We start from the raw sequence: 23,084 nt of genomic DNA on the forward strand, positions 1-23,084 counted from the left end.
GCATGTCGGGCTAAGCGGGCCTGTATTGTGGCGCGGTCCAGCAGAGGACTATTACGTAAGCCATGCAGGCAACCGTCCGCGACCCGCCGGGTCGCAGTCGGCATATTATCGCAAGAACGGCAGATCATGCCGCGACGCCGATCCGAGCTGGATTATACTATATCCAAATAGAGCGCGCCACCGGGTACGTCGCGGACACGGAGACACCGCCGCGCACAGCCGTGCGCGGCTCGACGATCAGCCGTTACCGGTCGCCCGGACGATCGTCAGGAACAGCGCGTAGAGCAGCCCGGCCAGCAGCATCGCCGCCGGCAGCGTCATGATCCACGCAAGCGCGATGTTGCGCACGGTGCTCTTCTGCAGCCCGGAGCCGTTCGCAACCATCGTGCCCGCCACGCCGCTCGACAGGATGTGCGTCGTCGACACCGGCATGCCCTTCACCTGCGCCAGCAGGATCGTGCTCGCCGCCACCAGCTCGGCCGCGGCCCCCATGCCGTAGGTCAGATGCGCCTTGCCGATCTTCTCGCCGACCGTGACGACGATGCGCTTCCACCCGATCATCGTGCCCAGCCCGAGCGCCAGCGCCACCGCGATCTTGACCCAGGTCGGGATGTAGCGCGTCCCCTGTTCCAGCAGGTGCTGATACGCGGTCAGCACCTTGTCCCCGCCGTTCGGGAACCGCGTAACCGCTGCCTCCTTGTCCTCGTTCAACAGCCGCAGCGTGTCGTAGGCGAGGTACATTTCGTTGCGCACATTCTTGGTTTCGGCGGCCGGCACGCGGCGGAGCGATCCGTAGCTGCGCAGGTCCCCGACGATCTGCCCCGAAATATTGTCCAGCGCGGCATAGACCTGCGGCGTGTCGGGCTGATGCGTCCGCAACGCGCGCTGCAACGTGGTGCGTGCCTCCGGCGGATCCATCGTCACGCCGGCCGCCTTGCTGCGGAACACCGTCTGCGCATCGGACGCGGCCTGGATGAACGCGGGCGTCGAACTGTCGGGCATCGTGCGGTTCAGCGCATAGGCGGTCGGCGCGACGCCGATCAGGATCAGCATGATCAGCCCCATGCCCTTCTGCCCGTCGTTGCTGCCATGCGCGAAGGACACCGCGGTGCAGGTGAAGATCAACAGCGCGCGGATGTGCAGGGGCGGCGGCTGCTCGCCCTTTGGCTCCTCGTACAGTTTCGGATCGGGCAGCACGCGCTTCATCGCCCAGAGCAGCAGCATCGCGGCGACGAAGCCGATGACCGGGCTGATCAGCAGCGCCAGCAGCACGCTTTCGGCCTGGCTCCATTCCACGCCCGCGGTCGCGGCCGCCCCGCTGCCCAGCCACTGGTTCGCCACGCCGACGCCCAGGACGGAGCCGATCAGCGCATGGCTCGACGAATTGGGTAGCCCCATGAACCAGGTGCCCAGGTTCCACACCACCGCGGCGATCAGCAACGCGAAGATCATCGCATAGCCGCCCGCGCTGCCGACGTTCAGGATCAGGTCGACCGGCAACAGCGTGATGATGCTGTACGCCACCGCACCCGTCGACACGATGACGCCGATGAAGTTCCAGACGCCCGACCAAACCACCGCGAAGACGGGTTTCAGCGAATGGGTATAGATCACGGTCGCGACCGCATTGGCGGTATCGTGAAACCCGTTCACGAACTCGAACCCCAGCGCGATCAGCAGCGCGAGGCCCAGGAACAGGAACGCCCCGATCGCCAGCGGCTCGCCCACGCGCTGCGTATCGAGGAAGACGCTGACGCCCGCATAGACCAGCCCGGCGAGCAGCGCGACGAGGAAGCCGATCGTCGCCGCCGGATGGACCTTGTGGTCCATCGCGACCCGCGGCGGTGCCTCGCCGACCCGGTCGATCACGGACGGTGCTGCTGCTGCTGTCATCGGTCACTCCTGCCTCGCGCATGTCCGCCATGCGCCGGCCCGACGTCGGACCTATCAAACTCGCCTTCGATGCCAACCGCGTCAGATTTGTTACAACGCCCCGGTCGGCGGGGTGAACCGGCTCGCCAAGGCTCATCGCCCGATCGGCAACACACGGTCTCGATTGGCGCAATCTTGCGCCCGATCCTAACCTATATCTAGCTGAAACGGCTATTTGCGGCGCAGGAACTTGGTATCGCCTGCAATCGCGCGGGCGTCGGCGGAAACCATCTCCACCGCCGGCGGCCTGCTGGAGACGACCGATGCCGCTGATCCGTTTGTGCATGAGGACCGTGATGCGCCCGGGCGCGCCCTGCTCATGACCGAGTCGCACGCGTCGTCGACGGACGGCCGTCGCCCGTTCCGCATCAATCGCACCGCGCGGATCTTCGTGGCGCTGGTCGGCGGCATCCTGCTCGGCACCTTCCTGGCCGACCGGCAGCCCGCTTTGTTGGCGAACGTCCTGGCGGTCGCAACTCCGATCGGGCGGCTGTGGCTCAACGGGCTGACCATGACGGTCGTGCCGCTGGTGTTCGGGCTGCTGGTGACCGGCATCGCCAGCGCCGCGGAAAGCGCATCGGCGGGCGGCGTCGCGCGGCGCGCGCTCCTGTGGTTCGCGGTCCTGCTGATCGCCGCGGCCGGGGTCAGCGCACTGCTGTCGTCCGCGCTGCTCGCCGTCTGGCCGCCGGCCGAGTCCGCCGCACTGCTCACCGGGCCGACTGCCGCCGCCGCGCCCGCCCCGGCTGACGGCCCGACCGACTGGGTGGGCGGGTTGATCCCGACCAACCCGATCAAGGCCGCGGCCGACACGGCGATGGTCCCGCTCGTCGTCTTCGCCATGCTGTTCGGGTTCGCGATGGCGCGGATCGCGGCACCGCTGCGCGCCGCCCTCGTCACCGCATTCCGCGGGATCGTCGAAACGATGCTGGTGATCGTCGACTGGGTGCTGTGGCTGGCCCCGCTCGGGGTCTTCGCGCTCGCGCTGGCGGTCGGTGCGCAGCTCGGGCTCGGCGCGGCGGGCACCTTGCTCCATTATGTGCTGATCGTCGCGGCGGCGTGCCTGTCCGCCGCGCTGCTCGCGATGGTTGCGGCGGTCGTGGCGGGGCGCATGTCGCCCGTCGCTTTCCTGCGCGCGGCGTTGCCGGCCCAGGTCGTGGCGGTCAGCACGCAATCCTCGCTGGCGTCGCTGCCCGCAATGATCGCCGCGGCCCCGGCGCTCGGGTCGGATCGCGATGCGGCCGGCGTCATCTTTCCGCTCGCCGTCTCGATCTTCCGCGCGGCCAGCGCGGCGGCGAACATGGCGGTCGCGGTCTATCTGGCGCACCTCCACGGCGTGCCGCTGACCAGCGCAACGCTCGCGGTCGGCGTCGTCACTGCCGCGGCGGTCAGCCTCGCGGCGGTCGGGCTGCCGGCGCAGGTGTCGTTCTTCGCCACGATCGCGCCGGTGTGCGTCGCGATGGGCGTGCCGATCACGTTGCTCCCGGTCCTGCTCGCGGTCGAATCGCTGCCCGACATCTTCCGCACGTTCGGCAACGTGACCGCCGATCTCGCGGTCGTGCGGCTGGCCGGTCGATCAGGTGCGCGTGAAGACGGCTGACACCAGCGCGATCCGCTCCACCTCGGCATATTGCGGCCGGTCCAGTTCCTCGCCGAACACGTCCGGGTCGATCTCGCGGTAACGCAGCGTGCAACCATGGTCGCCCGCGGCCTGCACCAGACGCGCTTTCAGCGGATCCTGCCCGTCCAGGATCGCGCTCCCCGTGTAAAGAATGGCCCGCCCGGTCCCGGACAGCTTGCCGAGCGCGGCGAGCGTCAGGTCGAACGGCAATTGCGCGCCGTGCATTCCGCCGCCGTCGCGGTAGGCGCGGCTGTCGTCGTCCATCAGATAGGGCGGGTTGAGCAGCGCGAGATCGAACGGCGCGGGCACATCGTCCAGGCCGCTGGTCTCGATCGTCTCGATCGCGAACCCCGCCGCCGCTGCATTGATGCGGGCCAGGCGCAGCGCGTGGCCATTGATGTCGGTCGCCACGACCGTCGCGCCGGGGCACAACGCCGCCGCCGTGACCGCCCCGACGCCTGCGCCGACGCCGATATCGACGATGCGCCCCCCCGCCGGCAGCGGCTGGCGCTCCAGCTCATCGGCGATCAGGTTGGCGAAGCGGTAGCTGTCCGGCCCCAGGAACACCGCGTCGGTGCCCGCGGTCGGATAGGCCGAGTGCCAGAAGGCGACATCGCGCACGGTCGACAGCCGAACCATGCTGCGCAACGCGGCACCCGTCTCGTCGAGCATCCCGACCTCGCGCAGCGCCTCCTCGATCGCACGCGGGATCGCCCCGCTCTCGAACGGCACGCTCCAACCGAAGACGTCGGTCAGCGACCCCGCCCGGCGGTCCGGCGACCGGGCCAGCACCCGGCCGTGCGTCTCCGGCGTCGGCGTGACGTGACGATAGCCGTCGGCGACCAGTTGTCGCGACAGGTCGAGAAGGGCTTGGTCGGCTTCTGAAAAATGTTGCATCCGCATCACTTAGGCCCCCTGCCCGGCGACGCAACCGCTTGCCCGACCCGTCCTCGCCCAAACCGGACGACGGCAGGATCAGCAACCGTTGAGCGCGTCGATCGATCGAATGAACGCGCGGCCGTCGCGGTCGGCAAGGCGGATGACCGCGCTGCCCTCGCAACGCGACCGGCCGGCCGAATAACGGTAGCTGACCCGATAGCGACCCGCGTCCAGCGGCACGACCCGCGTCAGACGGATCGGCTCGGCCAATCGTCCGTAGAACCGCGCCATCGCATCGGGTGCAAACGCCCCGCTCGCCCGCTTCTCGGGCACGACCTGCGCCGATGCCGCACGGCCATTCCCTTCGCCCAGCGCCGCGTAGAACCGCCGAACCGTCGCCTCCCCCGCGTCACCCGCCGGCACGACCGACCGCGGCTCTGTGCTACGGGCGTCCGTTGCCCGTTCGTCGGTTGGCTCGGCCAAGCGCTCGGCAACCGGCACCGGCGCTGCATCGTCGGAAACGCTCGCGTCCTGCTGCCCCGGATCGATCGCCGGCGACGGCCGGTACGCGCCGGTCGACAGGTTGAACGCGGCCAACCTGCCGATGATCGGCTCCGCCCCGGTCAGCCGGTAGACATAGCCGCTGCCGTCGGCCGCCGCCTGGGCGGTATAGTCGATATCCGCTGTCAGGCTGCGCTCGCCCCCGAACGCCCGCTCGGCACCCGCCGGGACCTGTAGGATGAACCGGCCCGAACATTGCGTCCGGTCGAGCGCCGGGTCCCACCCGTTCACGACCGGATCCTCGATCCGCACGATCGAATAGTCGGCCAGGATATCGAGGTTGGTCCGATCGCCCTGACGCTGGCTGACGGCCCGGTCGAACACGATGCCCTTCAGCCGGTCATAGGCGGTCGACGACGCGCAGGCGGCCCGGTGGCGCTTCGCCTCTGCCCGCGGCTTGACAGCATCGGGCGCTTGCTTCGGCTCGACCTTGCCACACCCGCCGAGCGCGAGCGCCAGGATGACCGCGGCGCCGCCGCCGATCGCTTTAGACAGTGTCCGCATGTTTCAAATCTCGTCGATCGCTCGCGCAACGGCGCTGCATGGTAGAACCGGACCGGTAGGCGACCTCGTCGCCGCACGATAGCCTGCCCGAGCCACGCCGCGGCCCGAACGGGTGACGCAGCGCCCGACCGGACGGGCAGCGCGCCCGCCCGAAAACCAAGCCCGGACATCGGGCACCGGCCGCGCATCTGAACGTTCAACGCGCGAAACGGATCACGCGCCGCTAGAACGAGACGGGAGCAACATCGATGGGGGTTGGGGAATGACGGACATCGACGACGCGCCCGCCCCTCCCTCGCCGCTGAAGCCGTTCCGCTATCCCATCTTCCGCGACGTGTGGCTCGCCAACCTGCTGTCGCGGTTCGGCGGGCTGATCCAGTCGGTCGGCGCGTCGTGGCTGATGGTGTCGCTGGGTGCGTCCGCGACGTTGATCAGCCTCGTCCAGACATCCACCACCCTGCCCATCATGCTGTTCTCGCTGCTCGCCGGCGCGCTGGCCGACACGTTCGACCGCCGCCGGCTGATGCTGATCGCCCAGCTGTTCATGCTGGTCGTGTCGCTGCTGCTCTCCCTCGCGGCCTGGTTCGGCGTGCTGACCCCCTGGCTGCTGCTGGCGTTCACCTTCCTGATCGGGACGGGCGCCGCGCTCAATGGCCCGGCGTGGCAGGCATCGGTCGGCGACATGGTCCCGCGCGACGATCTGCCCGCGGCGGTGGCGCTCAACAGCATGGGGTTCAACGTCGCGCGCAGCACCGGGCCGGCGGTCGGCGGGCTGGTCGTCGCGGCATTCGGTGCGGCCGCCGCGTTCGCGGTCAACACGGTCAGCTATCTCGGCCTGCTGTTCGTACTCACCCGCTGGCGGTCGCCCGCCCGTCGCGAGCAGTTACAGCGCGAAACGCTGGGCCGCGCGATGGGTGCGGGGCTGCGCTACGTCGCGCTGTCGCCGTCCATCCTCACCGTCCTGGTGCGCAGCCTGGTCTTCGGACTGGGTGCAAGCGCCATCCCCGCGCTCATGCCGCTCGTCGCGCGCGATCTGGTCGCGGGCGGCCCGCTGATCTTCGGCCTGCTGCTCGGCGCGTTCGGGATCGGCGCGGTCGTCGGCGCCTATTTCTCCAGCGGCCTGCGCAGGACATTGTCGACCGAGGGGTTCGTGCGGTTCGCCCTGATCGCGCTGGCCGCGGCCTCGATCGCCACCGCCTTCAGCCACTCCGTCATCCTGACCATGGCCGCGCTGTTCGTCGGCGGCGCCGGCTGGGTGCTCGCGCTTTCGACCTTCAACGTCACCGTCCAGATGGCGTCGCCGCGCTGGGTCGTCGGCCGCACGCTCGCGCTGTACCAGATGTCCGCATTCGGCGGCATGGCGCTGGGCAGCTGGCTCTGGGGCAGCGTGACCGAACAGGCGAGCCTCGAGACGGCTTTGCTTTGTTCGGCGGGGGTCTCGATCGGCTGCCTCGTCATGGGCCTCGTCCTGCCCCTCCCGATGGCGGGGAAGGCGGACCTCGAACCGCTCGGCCGGTGGAAGGCGCCCACGCTGGCGGTGCCGATCGAAGGCCGGAGCGGACCGGTGGTCACCACCATCGAGTACCGCATCGACGACGACAAGCTCGCCGAGTTCCTCCACCTCATGGTCGAGCGGCGACGCGTCCGGCGGCGCGACGGCGCGCGCCACTGGCTACTGCTGCGCGATCTGGAGCAGCCGGCGGTTTGGGTCGAACGCTACGATACGGCGACCTGGACCGAGACCGTCCGGCACAACGAGCGTGCGACACGGGCCGATGCCGACATCGGCGAACGCCTGCGTGCGCTGAATGCCGGCAACGAGCGGCCGCGGGTCCACCGGATGCTGGCCCGCGACCTCGACGCGGTCCTCGACGACGCCGACGTCACCGCCGCGCTCGCCCAGCCGCTCACCGATCCGTCCCGCCAGGCGTGATCCCGAGGTAGCCGGCGGCCTAATATGGTCTGACCAACTGACACGTCGATAGCCCGAACGGCCGACCACTGCCCGCTTTCCGCGGGTAATCGGCCTTACCACCCTTTAAACGTGGTTTATCAATTCGTGCGCTGTTAGGGTTTGCGGGCATACCGGGTGAGGCCGTGTTGACGACAACGGAAGGTGAGCGACGCGTGGCGATGACGGAGACGATGCGTTGGTTCGGTCCGTCCGATCCGGTCACCCTGCGCGACATCCGACAGGCAGGCGCCGTCGGCATCGTGACCGCACTTCACGAGATTCCCAACGGCGATGTCTGGCCGCACGCCGCCATCCTGGCGCGCAAGACGATGCTCGAGGAAGCCGGGCTCCGCTGGGCGGTCGTCGAAAGCCTGCCCGTCCCCGAGGCGATCAAGACGCGCGGCCCCGGTGCGGAGGACTGCATCGCCGCCTATTGCCAGAGCCTGACGAATCTGGCCGCCTGCGGGATCCGCACCGTCACCTACAACTTCATGCCGGTCATCGACTGGACCCGGACCGACCTGGCCTGGCCAATGCCCGACGGAGCGCTGGCGCTCCGGTTCGAACTGGAGGCCGCGGCGGTCTACGACCTCCACATGCTGCGCCGGCCGGGTGCCGAACGCGACTATCCGGACGATCTGCGCGATCGTGCCGCCCACCGGTTCGCCGCGATGGACGAGGCGGAACGCGCCCGGCTCGAACGGACGATCATCGCCGGCCTGCCGGGCAGCGAGGAAGGCTTTACGGCGGATCGCTTCCGCGCCGCACTGTCGGCCTATGACGCGATCGATGCCGACACGCTGCGCGATACCCATGTCGCGTTCCTGCAAGCGGTCTGCCCCGTCGCGGACGCGCTCGGGATGCAACTCGTCGTCCACCCGGACGATCCGCCCTTCCCGCTCTTCGGCCTGCCCCGCGTGGTCAGCACGGAGGCCGACGTGGCGACCCTGTTCCGCCGCGTGCCGAACCCCTCGAACGGCCTGTGCTTCTGCGCCGGATCGTTCGGCGCGCGGCCGGACAACGATCTTCCCGGCATGATCGACCGGCTGGGCGACCGGATCGGCTTCCTCCACCTCCGTTCGGTCCAGCGCGAACCCGGCGGCGCGTTCCACGAGGCGGCGCATCTTGAGGGCGACGCCGACATGGTCGCGCTGGTCGCCGCGATCCATGCGGTGCAGGTCCGCACGGGCCGCTCGATCCCGATGCGCCCGGACCACGGCCACCAGATGCTCGACGACCTGACGAAGCGGACCCTGCCCGGCTACTCGCTGCTCGGTCGCATGCGCGGTCTGGCCGAACTGCGCGGGCTGGAACGCGGAATCGCGCATATGGCCGCGCAGGCGGAGATCCGGCGCGACGATCCCTGACGAGACCACCGGGATTGCGACGGACGACAAGCGGGCAAACCGCGGGAGACGGAGAGGTGAACGGCATGGCAGAGGCGACAGGTCCGTCACCCGCATCGGCGCGCCCGCGTGGCAACGTTCGCTGGGTGATCTGCGCGCTGCTCTTCTTCGCTACCGCGATCAACTATATCGACCGTCAGGTCATCGGCATCCTGAAGCCGCTGCTGCAGACCGAACTCGGCTGGACCGAGGTCGACTACAGCATGATCGTGTTCTGGTTCCAGGCGGCCTACGGGATCGGCCTGCTCGCCAGCGGGCCGATCATCGACCGGATTGGATCGAAGCTCGGCTATGCCGCCGCGATCACGTTGTGGAGCGTCGCCGCCGTCGCGCACGCGCTGGCGCGCAGCCCCACCGGGTTCGCCACCGCCCGGTTCGCGCTGGGCCTGGGCGAGGCCGGCAATTTCCCCGCCGCGATCAAGTCGGTGGCCGAATGGTTTCCGAAGAAGGAACGCGCGCTGGCCGCCGGCATCCTGAACGCCGGGGCCAATGTCGGCGCGATCGCCACGCCGATCATCGTGCCGATCCTCGCGATCAACTATGGCTGGCAGGCGGCCTTCATCGGCACCGGCCTGCTCGGCTTCGTCTGGCTGGTCGCCTGGCTGCTGCTCTACCGCGCGCCCGAACGGCATCCGCACGTCACCGCGGAGGAACTCGCCTATATCCGCGCGGACCAGGACAATGACGCCGGCGCCGCGCCGATCCGGTGGACCGCGCTGTTCCGATATCGCGGGACCTGGGCGTTCATCGTGGGCAAGTTCCTGACCGACCCGGTCTGGTACCTGTTCCTATTCTGGCTGCCCGATTTCTTCGCCAAGCGGCACGGCCTCGACCTGAAGAGCTTCGGCCCGCCGCTGATCTCGGTCTATCTGCTCGCCGACGTCGGCAGCATCGGCGGCGGCTGGCTGTCCTCCGCACTGATCAAGCGCGGCTACAGCGTGAATGCCGGCCGCAAACTCGCGCTGCTCGCGTCCGCCGTCCTCGTCACGCCGATCATCTTCGCCAGCAGCGTGTCGAGCCTGACCGCCGCGGTCGCGATCATCGGGCTCGCCGCCGCCGCGCACCAGGGTTGGTCGACCAATCTCTACACGATGGTGTCGGACACCTTCCCGAAAAGCTCGGTCGCGTCCGTCATGGGCATCGGCAGCGCGGCCGGGGCGGTCGGCGGCATGATCATGTCGCGCTATGTCGGTCAGGTGCTGGAGACGGTCGGCAGCTACGTCCCGATCTTCCTCTGGGCCGGCAGCGCCTACGGCGTCGCGCTCGTCATCATCCACCTGCTCGTCCCGCGGCTCGACACCCCCGTCGTGCCCGCCGCCGCGGATCGAGCCGAATAGAATGCCCACTCATCCCGGAGACCACCGCATGTCCGCCGACCTGAAGGACGCGATCTCGCGTCGTACCCTGATGAACGGCGCCGGCTGGGGCACCGCGATCGCCGCCCTGCCCGCGATCGCCGTCGCCGCGCCGAAGCGCACTGCCGCGCCCGACCGCCGGACCGCCTTCCCGCTGATCGCCGACGGCATACCTGCCACCGTGCTGATCGACGCCACCGCCGACAGCGCGGTGCGCCATGTCGCGACCAATTTCGCCAAGGACCTCGAACGGGTCAGCGGCAAGCCCGCGCGCATGATCGACGGCGCGGCGGGCGACCTGCGCGGCCCGGTCGTCATCATCGGCGTGCTGGGGCAGAGCGCCACGATCGACCGGCTGGCCGGCGCGGGCAAGATCGCCGCCACGGATCTCCGCGGCGAGTGGGAGGCATTCCGCCAGATCGTGGTCGACGATCCGATGCCGGGCGTGGCGCGCGCGTTGGTGATCGTCGGGTCGGACCGCCGCGGCGCGGTGTTCGGCACCTACGACGTGTCCGAACGGATCGGCGTCTCGCCGTGGCACTGGTTCGCCGACGTGCCCGTGCCGAGGCAGCGCGACGTCCTGATCCCGGCCGGATCGCGGCGCGACCAGCCCAAGGTGCGCTATCGCGGCTTCTTCATCAACGACGAGGATCCGTGCCTCAGCGGCTGGGCGAAAAAGGCGTTCGGCGGCGTCAATTCCGGCATGTACGCGCATGTCTTCGAACTGCTGCTGCGGATGAAGGGCAACTATCTGTGGCCCGCCATGTGGGGCAAGGCGTTCGCCGACGACGATCCGAAGAGCATGGTGCTGGCCGATGCGATGGGCGTCGTGATGGGCAATTCGCATCATGAACCGATGCTGCGCGCGCAGGCCGAATGGCATCGCCACACGGACGGCGGCGTCACCGGCGGCGCGTGGGATTATGAGAAGAACGGCGACAATCTGCGCAAGTTCTGGCGTGGCGGGATGGAACGGATGATGGCCAAGGGCGGCGGCCGCCGTTACGAATCCGTCGTCACCGTGGGCATGCGCGGCGACGGGGACGAGGCCATGGCGGAGGGGACCGCGACCGGCCTGCTCGAACGCGTCGTGACCGACCAGCGCAGGATCATCGCCGACGTCACGGGCAAGCCCGCCGCCGCCACGCCGCAGGTCTGGGCGCTCTACAAGGAAGTGCAGGATTATTACGACCACGGCATGAAGGTGCCGGACGACGTCACCCTGCTGTTTTCCGACGATAATTGGGGGCAGATCCGCCGCCTGCCTGATCCCGCCGCCGCCCCGCGCGCCGGCGGCTACGGCATCTACTATCACTTCGATTATGTCGGCGGGCCGCGCAACTACAAGTGGCTCAACACCAACCAGATCGAGAAGACCTGGCAGCAGATGGACCTGGCCTATCAACGCGGCGCGCGCGCGATCTGGATCGCCAATGTCGGCGATATCAAGCCGATGGAATATCCGCTCGGCTTCTTCCTGGCGCAGGCGTGGAACCCGGAAGCGATGACGCCCGCCGCGCTCGCCGCCTACCCGCGGGGCTGGGCCGCCGCGACGTTCGGCGCGGAACAGGCCGGCGCGATCGGCGAGATGGTCACCGCCTACAGCCGCTACGTCGCGCGGCGGAAGCCGGAGCTGATCGACGAGACCAGCTTCCCGCTAGGCGGCGTCACGCCCGCCGGGCTCGACGGCGGTGAATTCGGCACGATGATCGCCGAATGGGACGCGCTCGACGCCCGCGTCGCGTCGGTCCGCGCGCGGCTTCGCCCCGACCAGCACGACGCCTACTACCAGCTGGTGGAGTTCCCGATCTCCGCGGTCGGCAACCTCTACCGCATGTATTACGCCACGGCCTGGAACCGGCTGCTCGCCGGCACGAACGATCCGCGCGCCAACTATTTCGCGGACCGGGTGGAGGCCACGTTCGCGCGCGATGCGGCGCTGACCCGCAGCTACCACGCGCTGAACGGCGGTAAGTGGGACGGCATGATGGCGCAGGTCCATATGAGCTACGTCATCTGGAACGACCCGACCGCGCAGACCATGCCGAGCATCGTCCGGATCGCCGGCGACACGCCCGTCTCCGAACGCAGCCGCCAGCCCAGGTTCGTGGCACCCCGCCCCACCGACGACGGCATCGTCGCGGTGGAGGCCCCCGCGTTCAGCCGTGCCCGCGACGGCAAGGGCCTGCGCTGGGCCACGCTCCCCAATCTCGGCCGCACCGCGGGTGCTGTCGTCGCGCTGCCGCAGGGCCGCCCGGCGACTGCCATGACCGACGGCGTCTGCCTGGAATATGACATGACGGTCCGGAAGGCGGGTCCCGCGACGCTCACCCTCACCCTGGCCCCCACGCTCGACACGATCGGCCATGCCGGCGGGCGGATCGGCGTCTCGATCGACGGCGGTCCGGTGCAACCGCTGGTGGCCGCGCTGGAAGTGACCGGCGGCAGCACCGACACGCCGGGCAAGAAGCGCTGGGCGACGTCGGTCTGCGACAACGCGGTGCGGCTGTCAGCCAACCTCGGTCAGATTACGGCCAGGCGTCACACGGTGAAGGTCTGGCGGCTGGACGACAACATGGTCCTGCAGAAACTCGTGCTCAGCACCGTGCCCGTCCCGCCCTCCTATCTGGGGCCGCCACCGAAACGGGCCTGATCCGGACCTGCGGCGGCGGGAAACCGCTGCCGCAAGCGCCGCGGGACTAGGTCAGGGTCGCACCACCTGCCACGGCCCATCCGACGCGTTGGGTCCGGCGCGCGCCACGATGGCGGGCGGCCCGAAATAGGACGCCACCGGCGCGTCGCGCGACACCGCGATCGTCTGGATCACCATGGTCGGGTCGATCATGCCGATGGTCAGCCGGTGCCGACCCGGCCGGTCCGCCCGGATCGTGAACCGCATCGTGCGGCCATTGTCCTTCGTGTTCGCGGCATGCTTGTCGCCCAGGAAATCCTGCGACGCCGCGTCCGCCGGCGTGAAAACCGTGGCGATTTCCGCCGGCCCGTCGTCCAGCCACATCGCGACGCTCAGGTTGCGACCCGGCAGGACCTGCAACGTCGGCCCGGTCACCAGATCGACGTGATACGTCCCCGCCTCGGCCAGATAGATCGGATATTCCAGCCGCGGCGCGCTCTTCGGATCGGCATGCGACGCCCCATCGACCGGAAAAATCGACATCGCCGCCCCCACCCGTCCGAAATCCGGGATCGCCTCCCACCGCACGCCACCCACCGGCACCGTGCGCGCAAATCCCGTCACCGGCACCGCGAACGGCCCCGTCAGCCCGCCATACGCCCCGCGCGCATCGCGTTCCTGCGCTGCCGTCGCGCGGATCGCGGTCACCTTCACGCGTACCGTCTGCGCGCCCTTGACCGTCACGGACGCCTCCGACCGACCGACCGGCGCCTTCGCCCAGTCGATGTCGATCCAGTAGCGCCGGTCGCGCGGCGACACGCCGGACGCCTTGCTCTCGCGGATGATGACCCACGGCTTGTCCGCCGTGACCGTCACGGCCAGCGGCACGTCCGCCCCACGCGGAAAGACCTCGAAATAGGTCGGCATCCGCGTGATGCTGTCCAGCGTCGGCAGTTCGGGCGGCAGGTAATAGCCCGGCCACGACCGCCTGTTGCCGTCCACCGCGACGCCGAGCCCCGTCATGTCGGCGGAGTCCACCTCGCTCAACGGCGGCATGATGTCGGCTTCCGGCGGGTACCAGTCGAAATAGCCGATATGGGTCTGGTCCATCATGTGGTTCCATTTCCCGCCGGCCATGACGTGGTTGTACGTGTCGCTCAGTTCGCGGTCGTAGCGGAACCGGCGGCGCACCTCATCCGCCTCGACGGCCGTGCTGGCCCGCGCCTGTTCCGCGAACAGCGCGTTGCGGCCCGCGGCGACGTACATCGACGTCAGATTGGCGCACGCCCGCACCGGATACAGCACGAGCTGGTAGAAGGCATCGCGCTGGTCGGGCCGCAACGCCGCATTCACCGCATCGGCGCGCCGGACCAGATCGTCCCACGCCGCGCACATCCGCTCCGCCTCGCGGTAGTTCACCAGGCTGAACGTGTCCGGCCGGATCTGCTCGGGTTTGCGCAGCGCGTTGTACTTGCCGTAGCGCGCGGCGAGATACGCGATCTCGTCGGCATGCGCCGCGCCGAACTGCCGTTCCGCCCAGTCGCGGGTCCAGCCGGCGATCTTGTCCTTGCCCACGTCCGCGGGGTTCCACGCCATCGCCAGGAAGAACTCGATCGGCAGTTCGAGCGGCTTCAAGTCGCCGACATTGGCGATCCACATCTCGTTCGCGCCGTACTGGTTGGCGAGGTTCATCTGCTCCCAGATCTTGGGCAGCGGGTTCGAATTGATCCATTGATAGGCGAACGGCCCACCATGCATGTCCATGTGGAAATAGATGCCGAACCCGCCCTTCCGCCCGCGCTCGGCCGGGGTCGGCAGGCGGCGCAGATTGCCGACATTGTCGTCCGCGAACATCAGCGTCACGTCGTCGGGCAGCTTCAGCCCGGCGTCGTAATATTTGTAGACCTCGGTGAAGAGCACCCAGACCTGCGGCACCTGTTCGGCCGGTTTCGCCATCCCCTGCGCGATGATCGCACGCTGGTCCGCGATGATCGATTCGAGCAGTTTCACGTCGGATTGCAGGCTGCCCGTGCTTTCCAGCGCCACGTCGCCGTCGCCGCGCATGCCGATCGTCACGACGACCTCGTTCGCCCGGTTGCGCGCGATCCCTTCGCCGAAGAACTTCCGCACCGCGGGCTTGTTCGTGGCGTAATTCCACGCGCCGTTGCCATACTCGGCGCGGTTGTCGGTCCATTCCTTGTGCGCGCGCATCATCGGTTCGTGGTGCGACGTGCCCATCACGATGCCGTAATCCTCGGCCATCGGCGCGTTGGCGGGGTCGTCGATGGCGAACGCGTTGTTCCACATCGCCGGCCAGAGATAGTTGGCACGCAGCCGGAGCAGCAGCTCGAACAGCCGGCCGTAGAACTTCGCGTTCATCCCGCCGAACTTTTCGGTGGTCCAGCCTGACAGGCACGGCGCCTCGTCGTTCAGGAAGATGCCGCGATACTTCACCGCGGGCGAACCCTGGACATAGCGGCCATGCGCCACGCGCAGATAGGCCTGCCGCACGACGGGCACGTCCGCCCACCAATACCAAGGCGACACCCCGATCATCCGCGACAGATCATAGGCGCCGTAGATAGCACCGCGCCGGTCGCTGCCCGCGATCACCAGCGCCTCGCGCACGCCGGGCAACGGATTGGCGATCGTCTGCACGACGAACGCCTCCCACTTCCCCGCCACGCCCGTGACGTCCAGCTTGCCCGTCGCGATCATCCGGTCGATCAGCGGGCTGTGGCCGATCGTCCCGACGACGATCATCCGGTCGGGCAAGGCCGCGCGGTCGCCGATGATCCGCGCCGCGGTGCCGGTCACCCGTCCGATGTCGGCGGCCAGATCCGCCGCCGCACGCCGCACGCCGGAAATGTCGCCCGCATCGACGAACAGCGGCACGACGCCGCCACCGTCCGGCGTGATGGCGAAGCCCGGCTTGCGCCGGTCGAACCGCACCGCGGCGGCCAGCGGCGATGCCATCAGGCCCGCCGCCACCGCACCACCCATTATGTCGCGTCGCGTAATCGTCATGTCGCCTCCCGGCCGTCTAATCGGGACTGTACTGCGCGAAGGTCGCATTTCCCTACCGGAATCAGGACCGCGGCATCGCATCGAACGGGGCCTGCACGTTGTACGCCGGCCGCCACACGGGGGACCACCGCCCGTGCCCCTTGGTTCGACCGCTCGCCCGCGGCACAGTCAACTTTCCCGTCGTTCCCGAACAAGTCTTGCCGGCGATCCGGACCTAGACCGCCGGAACGAGCAACGACCGGGATCGAGACGCATGATGAAGCCCAAGCGCACGTGCATCCTGCTGGTTTGCGCAGCAGCTCTCCCCGGCGTCGCCGGTGCCGCATCGGGCCAGCCGCTCTGGCTCGACCGCGCACTCCCGCCCGCGGCCCGCGCCGCGGCGCTCGAACAGGCGCTGACCGACGAGGAGCGGCTGTCGCTCGTCCACGGCATCTGGCCCGTGCCTTGGACGCGACCGGCGGGGGCGGCGCTGCCGCCGGGCGCGATCCCAGGCGCGGGCTATGTCCCCGGCGTGCCGCGGCTCGGCATCCCTGCGCTGACCGAGACCGACGCCTCGCTCGGCATCGCCAACCCGTCCAACGTGCGCGCGGGCGACATCGCCACCGCGCTCCCCTCCGGGCTCGCCATCGCCGCGACGTTCGATCCCGACCTTGCTTATGCCGGCGGCGCGATGATCGGAGCGGAGGCGCGGGCCAAGGGGTTCAACGTCCTGCTCACCGGCGGCGCGAACCTGGCCCGCGATCCGCGCGGCGGGCGCAATTTCGAATATTTCGGCGAAGACCCACTACTGACCGGCCTGATGGCGGGCGCGGCGATCCGCGGCACGCAGGACCAGCATGTCATCGCCACGGTCAAGCATCTCGCGCTCAACGATTCCGAGACGAACCGCAATTTCTCCAACAGCGTCATCGACGAGGCGGCGATGCGCGAAAGCGACCTGCTCGCGTTCCAGATCGCGATCGAACGCGGCCGCCCCGCATCGGTCATGTGCGGCTACAACCTCGTCAACGGCACCTATGCGTGCGGCAACGACCATCTGCTCAACGACGTGCTGAAACGCGACTGGCGCTACCCCGGTTTCGTGATGTCGGACTGGGGTGCGGTGAAGGCGACCGATTTCGCCAACAAGGGCCTCGACCAGCAATCCGCCGAGGAACTCGACAAGCAGCGCTGGTTCGCCGAGCCACTCGCCGCGGCGGTGGCGGCCGGCACCGTATCGCACGCCCGCCTGTCCGACATGGTCCGGCGGATCCTGTATGCGCAGATCGCGTCCGGTGTGTTCGACACGCCCGTGAAACCCGGCGCACCGATCGACTATGCCGCCCACGCCAAGGTCGCGCGCGGCGTGGCGGCGAGCGGCATCGTGCTGCTCAAGAACGACCGCGCCATGCTGCCGCTCGCGAAGACCGCCCGAACGGTGCTGGTGATCGGCGACTATGTCGAAAAGGGCGTCCTGTCGGGCGGTGGATCGTCCAACGTCGTCGCCAGCCCGGATCAGACCGGCGTGGCGATGAGCGGCGAAACGCAGTTCGCGCAATATGTGAAGGAGCAATATCACCCCTCCCCGCCGCTCGCCGCGATCCGGGCGCGCATTCCCAACGCCACCGTGCTGTTCGACAATGGCCGCAACGCCGCCGAGGCCGCGCGCAAGGCGGCGCATGCCGACATCGTGATCATGTTCGGCAACCAGTGGATGACCGAGGACAGCGACGCCCCGAACCTCGATCTGCCGCGCGGGCAGGACGCGATGATCCAGGCCGTCGCCACCGCCAACCCGAACAGCATCGTCGTGCTCCAAACCGGCGGCCCCGTCGCGATGCCCTGGCTCGACCGCGTCCCCGCCGTGATCGAGGCGTGGTATTCGGGGCAGCAGGGCGGCGAAGCGATCGCGGACGTCCTGTTCGGCGACGTGAACCCCGCGGGCCGCCTGCCGATGACCTTCCCGCGTTCGATCGCGCAGACGTCGCGGCCGGCCGTCCTGGACGGTGCGGACCTGCCCGACGGCCGCCCGTTCGACGTGGCATATCCGGAGGGGTCGGACGTCGGCTATCGCTGGTTCGCGAAGACCGGCGCACGCCCGCTGTTCGCGTTCGGCCACGGGCTCAGCTACACACGCTTCCGCTACGCCAACCTGCGCGTCCAGGCCGGCCGCAGTCCGCGCGTGTCGTTCACCGTCACCAACGTCGGCGGCCGCGCGGGCGGCGACGTGCCCCAGCTGTATCTCACCGCCGATCCCGCCGGGCCGACGCGCCGCCTGCTCGGCTTCCGCAAGGTTACGCTCGCGCCGGGGGCCAGCACGCGCGTCACGCTCGACATCGATCCGCGCCTGCTTGCGCGCTACGACACCGCCCGGCCCGGCTGGTCGATCGCCTGCGGTCCCTATGCGATCGGCCTGGGCAGCGCCGCCGACGCGCTCACCCTGTCCGAACAGCTCCGGCTGAAGCCCCGCACGCTACGTCCGTAGGTCCGAAGCGCCGCCCTGCGCAATTTATCGGGCGCGCCGCCTCAAGATGTTGCGCACCACAGCGCGCAATATCCTCCCCGCACTGACCGGTCGAAGCAGCATGCGCACATGCGCCGACCCGACACAGGCATCGCCGTCACGGCGCCCGTCAGAGGCCCGACCGGTCTTCGTCCGCAGGAACGGATCAATGGCGTTTGGGGAAAAGGGCACGACATGACGACACGACTTCTGAGGAGCATGTTACTCGGCGGCGTTGCACTCGCCGCGATACCGGCGGCGGCGGCGGCACAGACGGCCCAGGCCGCATCGCCCGCACCGGCCGACCCGGCGGCGCAGCCTGCGGGCGAGGACACGACCGAGATCGTCGTCACCGGCGCGCCCGACCTGTCCGGCGTGCTGCAGAAGAAAGACAGTTCGACGCTGTTCGGCATCGACAAACCGCTGGTCGACACCCCGCGCTCGATCACCGCGGTCTCCGAGGAGCTGCTGTCGCGCTACAACATCAAGACGGTCTATGATTTCACCGCGGTCGCCGCCGGCACCTATACGGGCAGCTTCTTCGGCGTGCCGGGCAGCATCGCGATCCGCGGCACGGTGGCGGACAATTATTTCAACGGGTTCCAGGGTATTGCCAACTACGCCAACTATCCGACCCCGGTCGATGCGGCGTCCGACGTCGAAATCGTCCGCGGCCCGCCTTCGCCGATCTACGGGTCCGGCCAGGTCGGCGGTTTCCTGAACCTCACGCCCAAGAGCGCGCGCGGCGACAAGACCAAATATGTCGACAGCGTCGAAGGCGTGGTGACCTCGACGATCGGCAGCTACAAACAGCGCGAGGCCACCGCCGATCTCGCAATCCCGATCACGATCGGCGACAACCGCGGCGGCCTCGCACTCTACGGCAAGATCGAGGACTCCAACAGCTTCTACCGCGGCATGAGCCCGAAGTCGCAGGTCGGCCAGGCGAGCTTTGCGACCGATATCGGCGACAAATGGACGCTCGACCTCAGCTACCAATATATCCATTCGTCCGGTTACCTGAAGAATATCGGCTGGAACCGCGTCACGCAGGACCTGATCGACAACGGCAATTACACCGCCGGACGCCCGATCGCACAGATCGTCGCGCCGGGCGCCGCGTCGATCACGACCGAGCAATATTATGCGCAGACCGGCGGCAGCGCGCTGCTGTTCTACGCGCCGTCGATCGGCGCCACCGTCACGCCCAACGACTTCACCACGCTCGATCCCGCGACGGTGAAGACCGTCAAGCTGTCGCCGCGCACGACCTTCCTCGATCCCGGCGTCGACATCAACGAGGCGACGGCCCACACCGGCTACGGATCGCTGGCGCGCAGCTTCGACGACGACAGCGTGCTGAAACTGCAAAGCTTCATCAACACGCTGGATAGCGACAATTACCAGAGCTACGGCTTCGCCACGCGGTTCGACGCGACCGTGACCGAACAGCGACTGACCTACAGCCGCAAGGACCAGCTCGGCGACCTGCTGCTCCAAAGCGTGGTCGGCGCGAGCTACCGCCACACCAAGTCGCGCGATCTCGCCAATCTGAACGATTTCGCACTGTCGGAGGACCGCCGCGACCTGTCGGTCGGCCCAACGCCCGACGATCGCTTCAACAACCCGTTCGGCGTGGCGGACTATGCGTGGGCGACGGACATCCACAGCCGGATCGCCGATCTCGCGACTTTCTTCGTCGCGGACGCCACGCTCGGCCGCGTCGCGCTCACCGTCGGCGGGCGGCTCGACAATTACCGGGTGAAGGCGACCAACACCGGTGCCGAGGTCGCCGGTGTGTTCGTGACGCAGAAGGACCGCTCCTCGCCGTTCAGCTACAATGCCAGCCTCAGCTACAAGGCGCCGATCGCCACCGTCTACGCCACCTATGCGCGCGCGAAGTCGCTGCAATCGACGCAGGGCGGGTCGATCGATCCGGCGACGGTCGAAAGCGGCGCCTATGTCGGCGGGTCGAAGCTGGCGGAGATCGGCATCAAGACGTCGCAGCTCGGCGGCCGGCTTTACGCCTCGCTCGATGCCTATACGCAGCAGCGTTCCTACCTCGCGACGCCGCCGACCGGCGAACGGTCCGTCTCCGCGGTGCGCAGCCGCGGGATCGAGGCCGAACTGCGCTACCTCGTCACCCGCTCGTTCGGCGTCACCGGCACCGCGACCTACCAGAAGGTCCGGCAATTGCCGACCGACGGTGCCGGCACGTTCATCACGGTCCCGGCCTACCTCGCCGGCATCCCCGGCACGTCGGGCTATGGCGGCTATGTGTTCAGCAACACCAACTATCTCGGCCTGACCGACGGTTACACGCTGCGCACCACCCCGCGATTCAGCAGCAGCGTGTTCGCGACCTACGACGCGCGCGGCAAATGGGGCCTGACCGGCGGCGTGACGTATAATTCGCGGACCGGCGGCTTTCTGCCCGGGTCGATCGTCCTGCCGCGCTATGCGCTGGTCAAGGCGGGGGTCTACGGCGTGGTCGGCCCGGTGCGGATCGACGTCAACGTCGATAACCTGTTCGACAAGCTCTACTTCATGGCGAACAGCGATACCGACGCCAACGCCAACGTCCTGCCGGGCGTGGGCCGCACCGTCCACGTGAAGGCGACCTACCGCTTCTGAGGCGATCGATCATGGGACCCCGCCGCCCTTGCCGGCGGGGTCCCGCAATCGAAGTTCAGACCGTTTCGGCCTCGGCCAACTCGCCGCCGTCCTTCATCGCACCCGCCAGGAACGCGCAGACGATCAGCTGGATCTGGTGGAACAGCATCAGCGGCAGCATCACCGGCCCCAGCACCGCGGGCGGGAACAGCGCCGACGCCATCGGCACGCCCGACGCCAGGCTCTTCTTCGATCCGCAGAACAGCATCACCACCCGGTCCTCGCGCGCGAAACCCAGCCGGCCCGACAAGCTCCACGTGAACCACAGGATGAACGCCAGGATCACCGCGCAGAGCATCACCACGACCGCGAGATCGGCCAGGTCCACCTTCGCCCACAGCCCCTCGACCACCGACGCGCTGAACGCGGTATAGACCACCGCCAGAATGGACAGCCGGTCGATCCGCCCGACCAGCGGCTTGTGCCGCGCGATCAGCCCCCCGGTCCACGGACGCGACAGATGCCCCGCCACGAACGGCAGCAGCAGCTGGCTGACGATCTTCATCACCGAATCCGCCGACACCCCCGCCGACTGCCGCATCAGCAACGCCACCAGCAACGGCGTCAGCACGACACCGAGCAGGTTCGACAGCGACGCGCTGCACACCGCCCCCGCCACGTTGCCGCGCGCGATCGCGGTGAACGCGATCGACGACTGCACCGTCGACGGCAACAGGCAGAGGAACAGCACGCCGCTCAGGATCCCCGCCGCGACCAGGCCGGTCAGCGCCGCCTGCAACCCCAGCCCGATCAGCGGGAACACCACGAACGTCGTTGTCAGGATCGCGACATGCAGTCGCACATTGCCGAACCCCGCCACGATCGCCGCGCGCGACAGCTTCGCCCCGTGCAGGAAGAACAGCAGCACGATCAGCCCGTTGGCGACATAGCCGGCGATCACCGCCCCCTGCCCGCGCACTGGTGCCACGCTGGCCAGCAGGACCAGCCCCAGCATCAACAGGATGAAGGGGTCGAGCGCCGCCAGGGCCGCCCGCAATCGCCGGGTCATGGAGTCAGTCCGTTCGTGTCAGAGGTCGAGGACGAGCGTCGCCGATCGCGAGCCCGAGCAGCACACCATCATCGATGCGTTGGACGCCTTCTCCGCGGGCGACAACACGTCGTCGCGGTGGTCCGGAATGCCCGAGATCACGCGCGCCTCGCACGCGCCGCAAATCCCCTCGGCGCAGGAATGCGGCACGTTGATGCCGGCCAGCTTCAGCGCGTCGAGGATCGTCTGCCCCGGCTCGACCATGTACCGCCCGCCGGTCCGCGCCAGTTCGACCGCGAACCCGCCCGCGGTCGCGACCTCCCCGGTGGCGGCGAACCGCTCGTAATGCAGCCGCCCCTCCGGCACGCTCGCCCCGGCCGCCAGATAGGCGTCGAGCATCCCGCCCGGGCCGCAGGCGTAGAAATGCGCATCGGCCGGCGCCCGCGCGATGATCCCGGCCAGGTCCAGCCCGCGATCGTCCTCGTCCGCGAACACCGTGTGGAGCGCGACCCCGGCGCCTGCAAGCCCGGCGGCGATCTCCGCCAGCAACGGCGCGGCGGCCGCCGACCGCGCGCCGTAATGAAACTCGAACGAACGCCCCAGCGCGATCAGCCGCTGCGCCATCGACCAGATCGGCGTCACGCCGATCCCGCCGGCGATCAGCACGCTGTACGGCGCATCCTCGACCAGGTGAAAATGGCAGCGCGGCGCACCGACATCGATCCGGTCGCCCTCCGCGACCTGCTCGTGCAGATGGCGCGATCCACCCCGGCTGGCCCCCTCCAGCGCGATCGCGACGACATAGCGGTGCCGGTCGACCGGCGCATTCAGCAGCGAATATTGCCGGATCAGCCCGTCCGCCAGGTTCAGGTCGACATGCGCGCCCGCCTCGAATGCCGGCAGGTCCGCCCCGTCCGCCGCGCGCAGGTCCAGGATCCGCACCGACCCCGCCGTCCCCGGCGCACCGATCTGCGTGACCCGGTGGACGATCGTGCGCAGGATCGGATCCGTCATCGTTGCTCCCGATATTGCCCGGCCGCGGCGCGTCGCGTCGCGTCGCGTCCCCGATCGTC

Annotated in this window: 13 protein-coding genes; 7 read left to right on the plus strand and 6 right to left on the minus strand. The window is 68.9% G+C overall.

Translation table 11 applies throughout. The features are described 5' to 3' along the window. Positions 1 to 237 precede the first annotated feature (237 nt). Positions 238 to 1,830, minus strand: a complete 1,593-nt coding sequence (locus ACFSGX_RS17565) for an inorganic phosphate transporter (RefSeq protein ID WP_380931633.1) — start codon at positions 1,828 to 1,830, stop codon at positions 238 to 240. Positions 1,831 to 2,122: 292 nt separating this feature from the next. Between ACFSGX_RS17565 and ACFSGX_RS17570 the strand changes: the two genes are divergently transcribed. Continuing rightward, positions 2,123 to 3,529: a dicarboxylate/amino acid:cation symporter gene (locus tag ACFSGX_RS17570; RefSeq protein ID WP_380931591.1), complete on the plus strand. Its 1,407-nt coding sequence runs from the start codon at positions 2,123 to 2,125 to the stop codon at positions 3,527 to 3,529. On the opposite strand, the gene ACFSGX_RS17575 is transcribed toward ACFSGX_RS17570, so the two are convergent. Then, positions 3,506 to 4,447: a methyltransferase gene (locus ACFSGX_RS17575; protein ID WP_380931592.1), complete on the minus strand. Its 942-nt coding sequence runs from the start codon at positions 4,445 to 4,447 to the stop codon at positions 3,506 to 3,508. The two genes, ACFSGX_RS17570 and ACFSGX_RS17575, sit on opposite strands and share 24 nt — an antisense overlap. A 78-nt stretch (positions 4,448 to 4,525) precedes the next feature. Further along, positions 4,526 to 5,494 (minus strand): immunoglobulin domain-containing family protein, encoded by a 969-nt coding sequence (locus ACFSGX_RS17580; protein ID WP_380931593.1) that lies wholly within the window; start codon positions 5,492 to 5,494, stop codon positions 4,526 to 4,528. A 262-nt stretch (positions 5,495 to 5,756) separates the two neighbouring features. Here ACFSGX_RS17580 and ACFSGX_RS17585 point away from each other — a divergent pair, with 262 nt between their 5' ends. From ACFSGX_RS17585 to ACFSGX_RS17600, 4 genes are all read left to right on the plus strand, one after another. Continuing rightward, positions 5,757 to 7,427 carry an MFS transporter gene (locus tag ACFSGX_RS17585; RefSeq protein ID WP_380931594.1) on the plus strand — a complete coding sequence of 557 codons (1,671 nt, stop codon included), beginning with the start codon at positions 5,757 to 5,759 and terminating at the stop codon, positions 7,425 to 7,427. 212 nt (positions 7,428 to 7,639) lie between these two features. After that, positions 7,640 to 8,815, plus strand: coding sequence for a mannonate dehydratase (gene uxuA, locus ACFSGX_RS17590; RefSeq protein WP_380931595.1), 1,176 nt, complete (start codon positions 7,640 to 7,642; stop codon positions 8,813 to 8,815). A 65-nt stretch (positions 8,816 to 8,880) separates the two neighbouring features. Beyond that, positions 8,881 to 10,191, plus strand: coding sequence for an MFS transporter (locus ACFSGX_RS17595; protein WP_380931596.1), 1,311 nt, complete (start codon positions 8,881 to 8,883; stop codon positions 10,189 to 10,191). Between the two features lie 28 nt (positions 10,192 to 10,219). Continuing rightward, positions 10,220 to 12,862: a glycosyl hydrolase 115 family protein gene (locus tag ACFSGX_RS17600; protein ID WP_380931597.1), complete on the plus strand. Its 2,643-nt coding sequence runs from the start codon at positions 10,220 to 10,222 to the stop codon at positions 12,860 to 12,862. Between the two features lie 51 nt (positions 12,863 to 12,913). Here the strand turns inward: ACFSGX_RS17600 and ACFSGX_RS17605 are convergent, their stop codons facing one another. After that, entirely contained in the window at positions 12,914 to 15,868 is a 2,955-nt protein-coding gene (locus ACFSGX_RS17605) for a glycosyl hydrolase 115 family protein (protein ID WP_380931598.1), read from the minus strand. Between the two features lie 253 nt (positions 15,869 to 16,121). Here ACFSGX_RS17605 and ACFSGX_RS17610 point away from each other — a divergent pair, with 253 nt between their 5' ends. After that, entirely contained in the window at positions 16,122 to 18,332 is a 2,211-nt protein-coding gene (locus ACFSGX_RS17610) for a beta-glucosidase family protein (RefSeq protein ID WP_380931599.1), read from the plus strand. A gap of 213 nt (positions 18,333 to 18,545) precedes the next feature. Then, the gene (locus ACFSGX_RS17615) at positions 18,546 to 20,984 is read left to right on the plus strand and encodes a TonB-dependent siderophore receptor (protein WP_380931600.1); all 2,439 of its coding nucleotides are present in this window, start codon (positions 18,546 to 18,548) and stop codon (positions 20,982 to 20,984) included. Between the two features lie 55 nt (positions 20,985 to 21,039). Here ACFSGX_RS17615 and ACFSGX_RS17620 read toward each other — a convergent pair whose 3' ends face one another. Both ACFSGX_RS17620 and ACFSGX_RS17625 read right to left on the minus strand, forming a co-directional pair. Beyond that, positions 21,040 to 22,032, minus strand: a complete 993-nt coding sequence (locus ACFSGX_RS17620) for a bile acid:sodium symporter family protein (protein WP_380931601.1) — start codon at positions 22,030 to 22,032, stop codon at positions 21,040 to 21,042. Positions 22,033 to 22,050: 18 nt separating this feature from the next. After that, positions 22,051 to 23,025: a PDR/VanB family oxidoreductase gene (locus ACFSGX_RS17625; protein ID WP_380931602.1), complete on the minus strand. Its 975-nt coding sequence runs from the start codon at positions 23,023 to 23,025 to the stop codon at positions 22,051 to 22,053. Positions 23,026 to 23,084: the final 59 nt, after the last annotated feature.

Origin of the sequence: Sphingomonas arantia (assembly GCF_042682045.1) — a bacterium.
Lineage (GTDB): Bacteria > Pseudomonadota > Alphaproteobacteria > Sphingomonadales > Sphingomonadaceae > Sphingomonas_R > Sphingomonas_R arantia.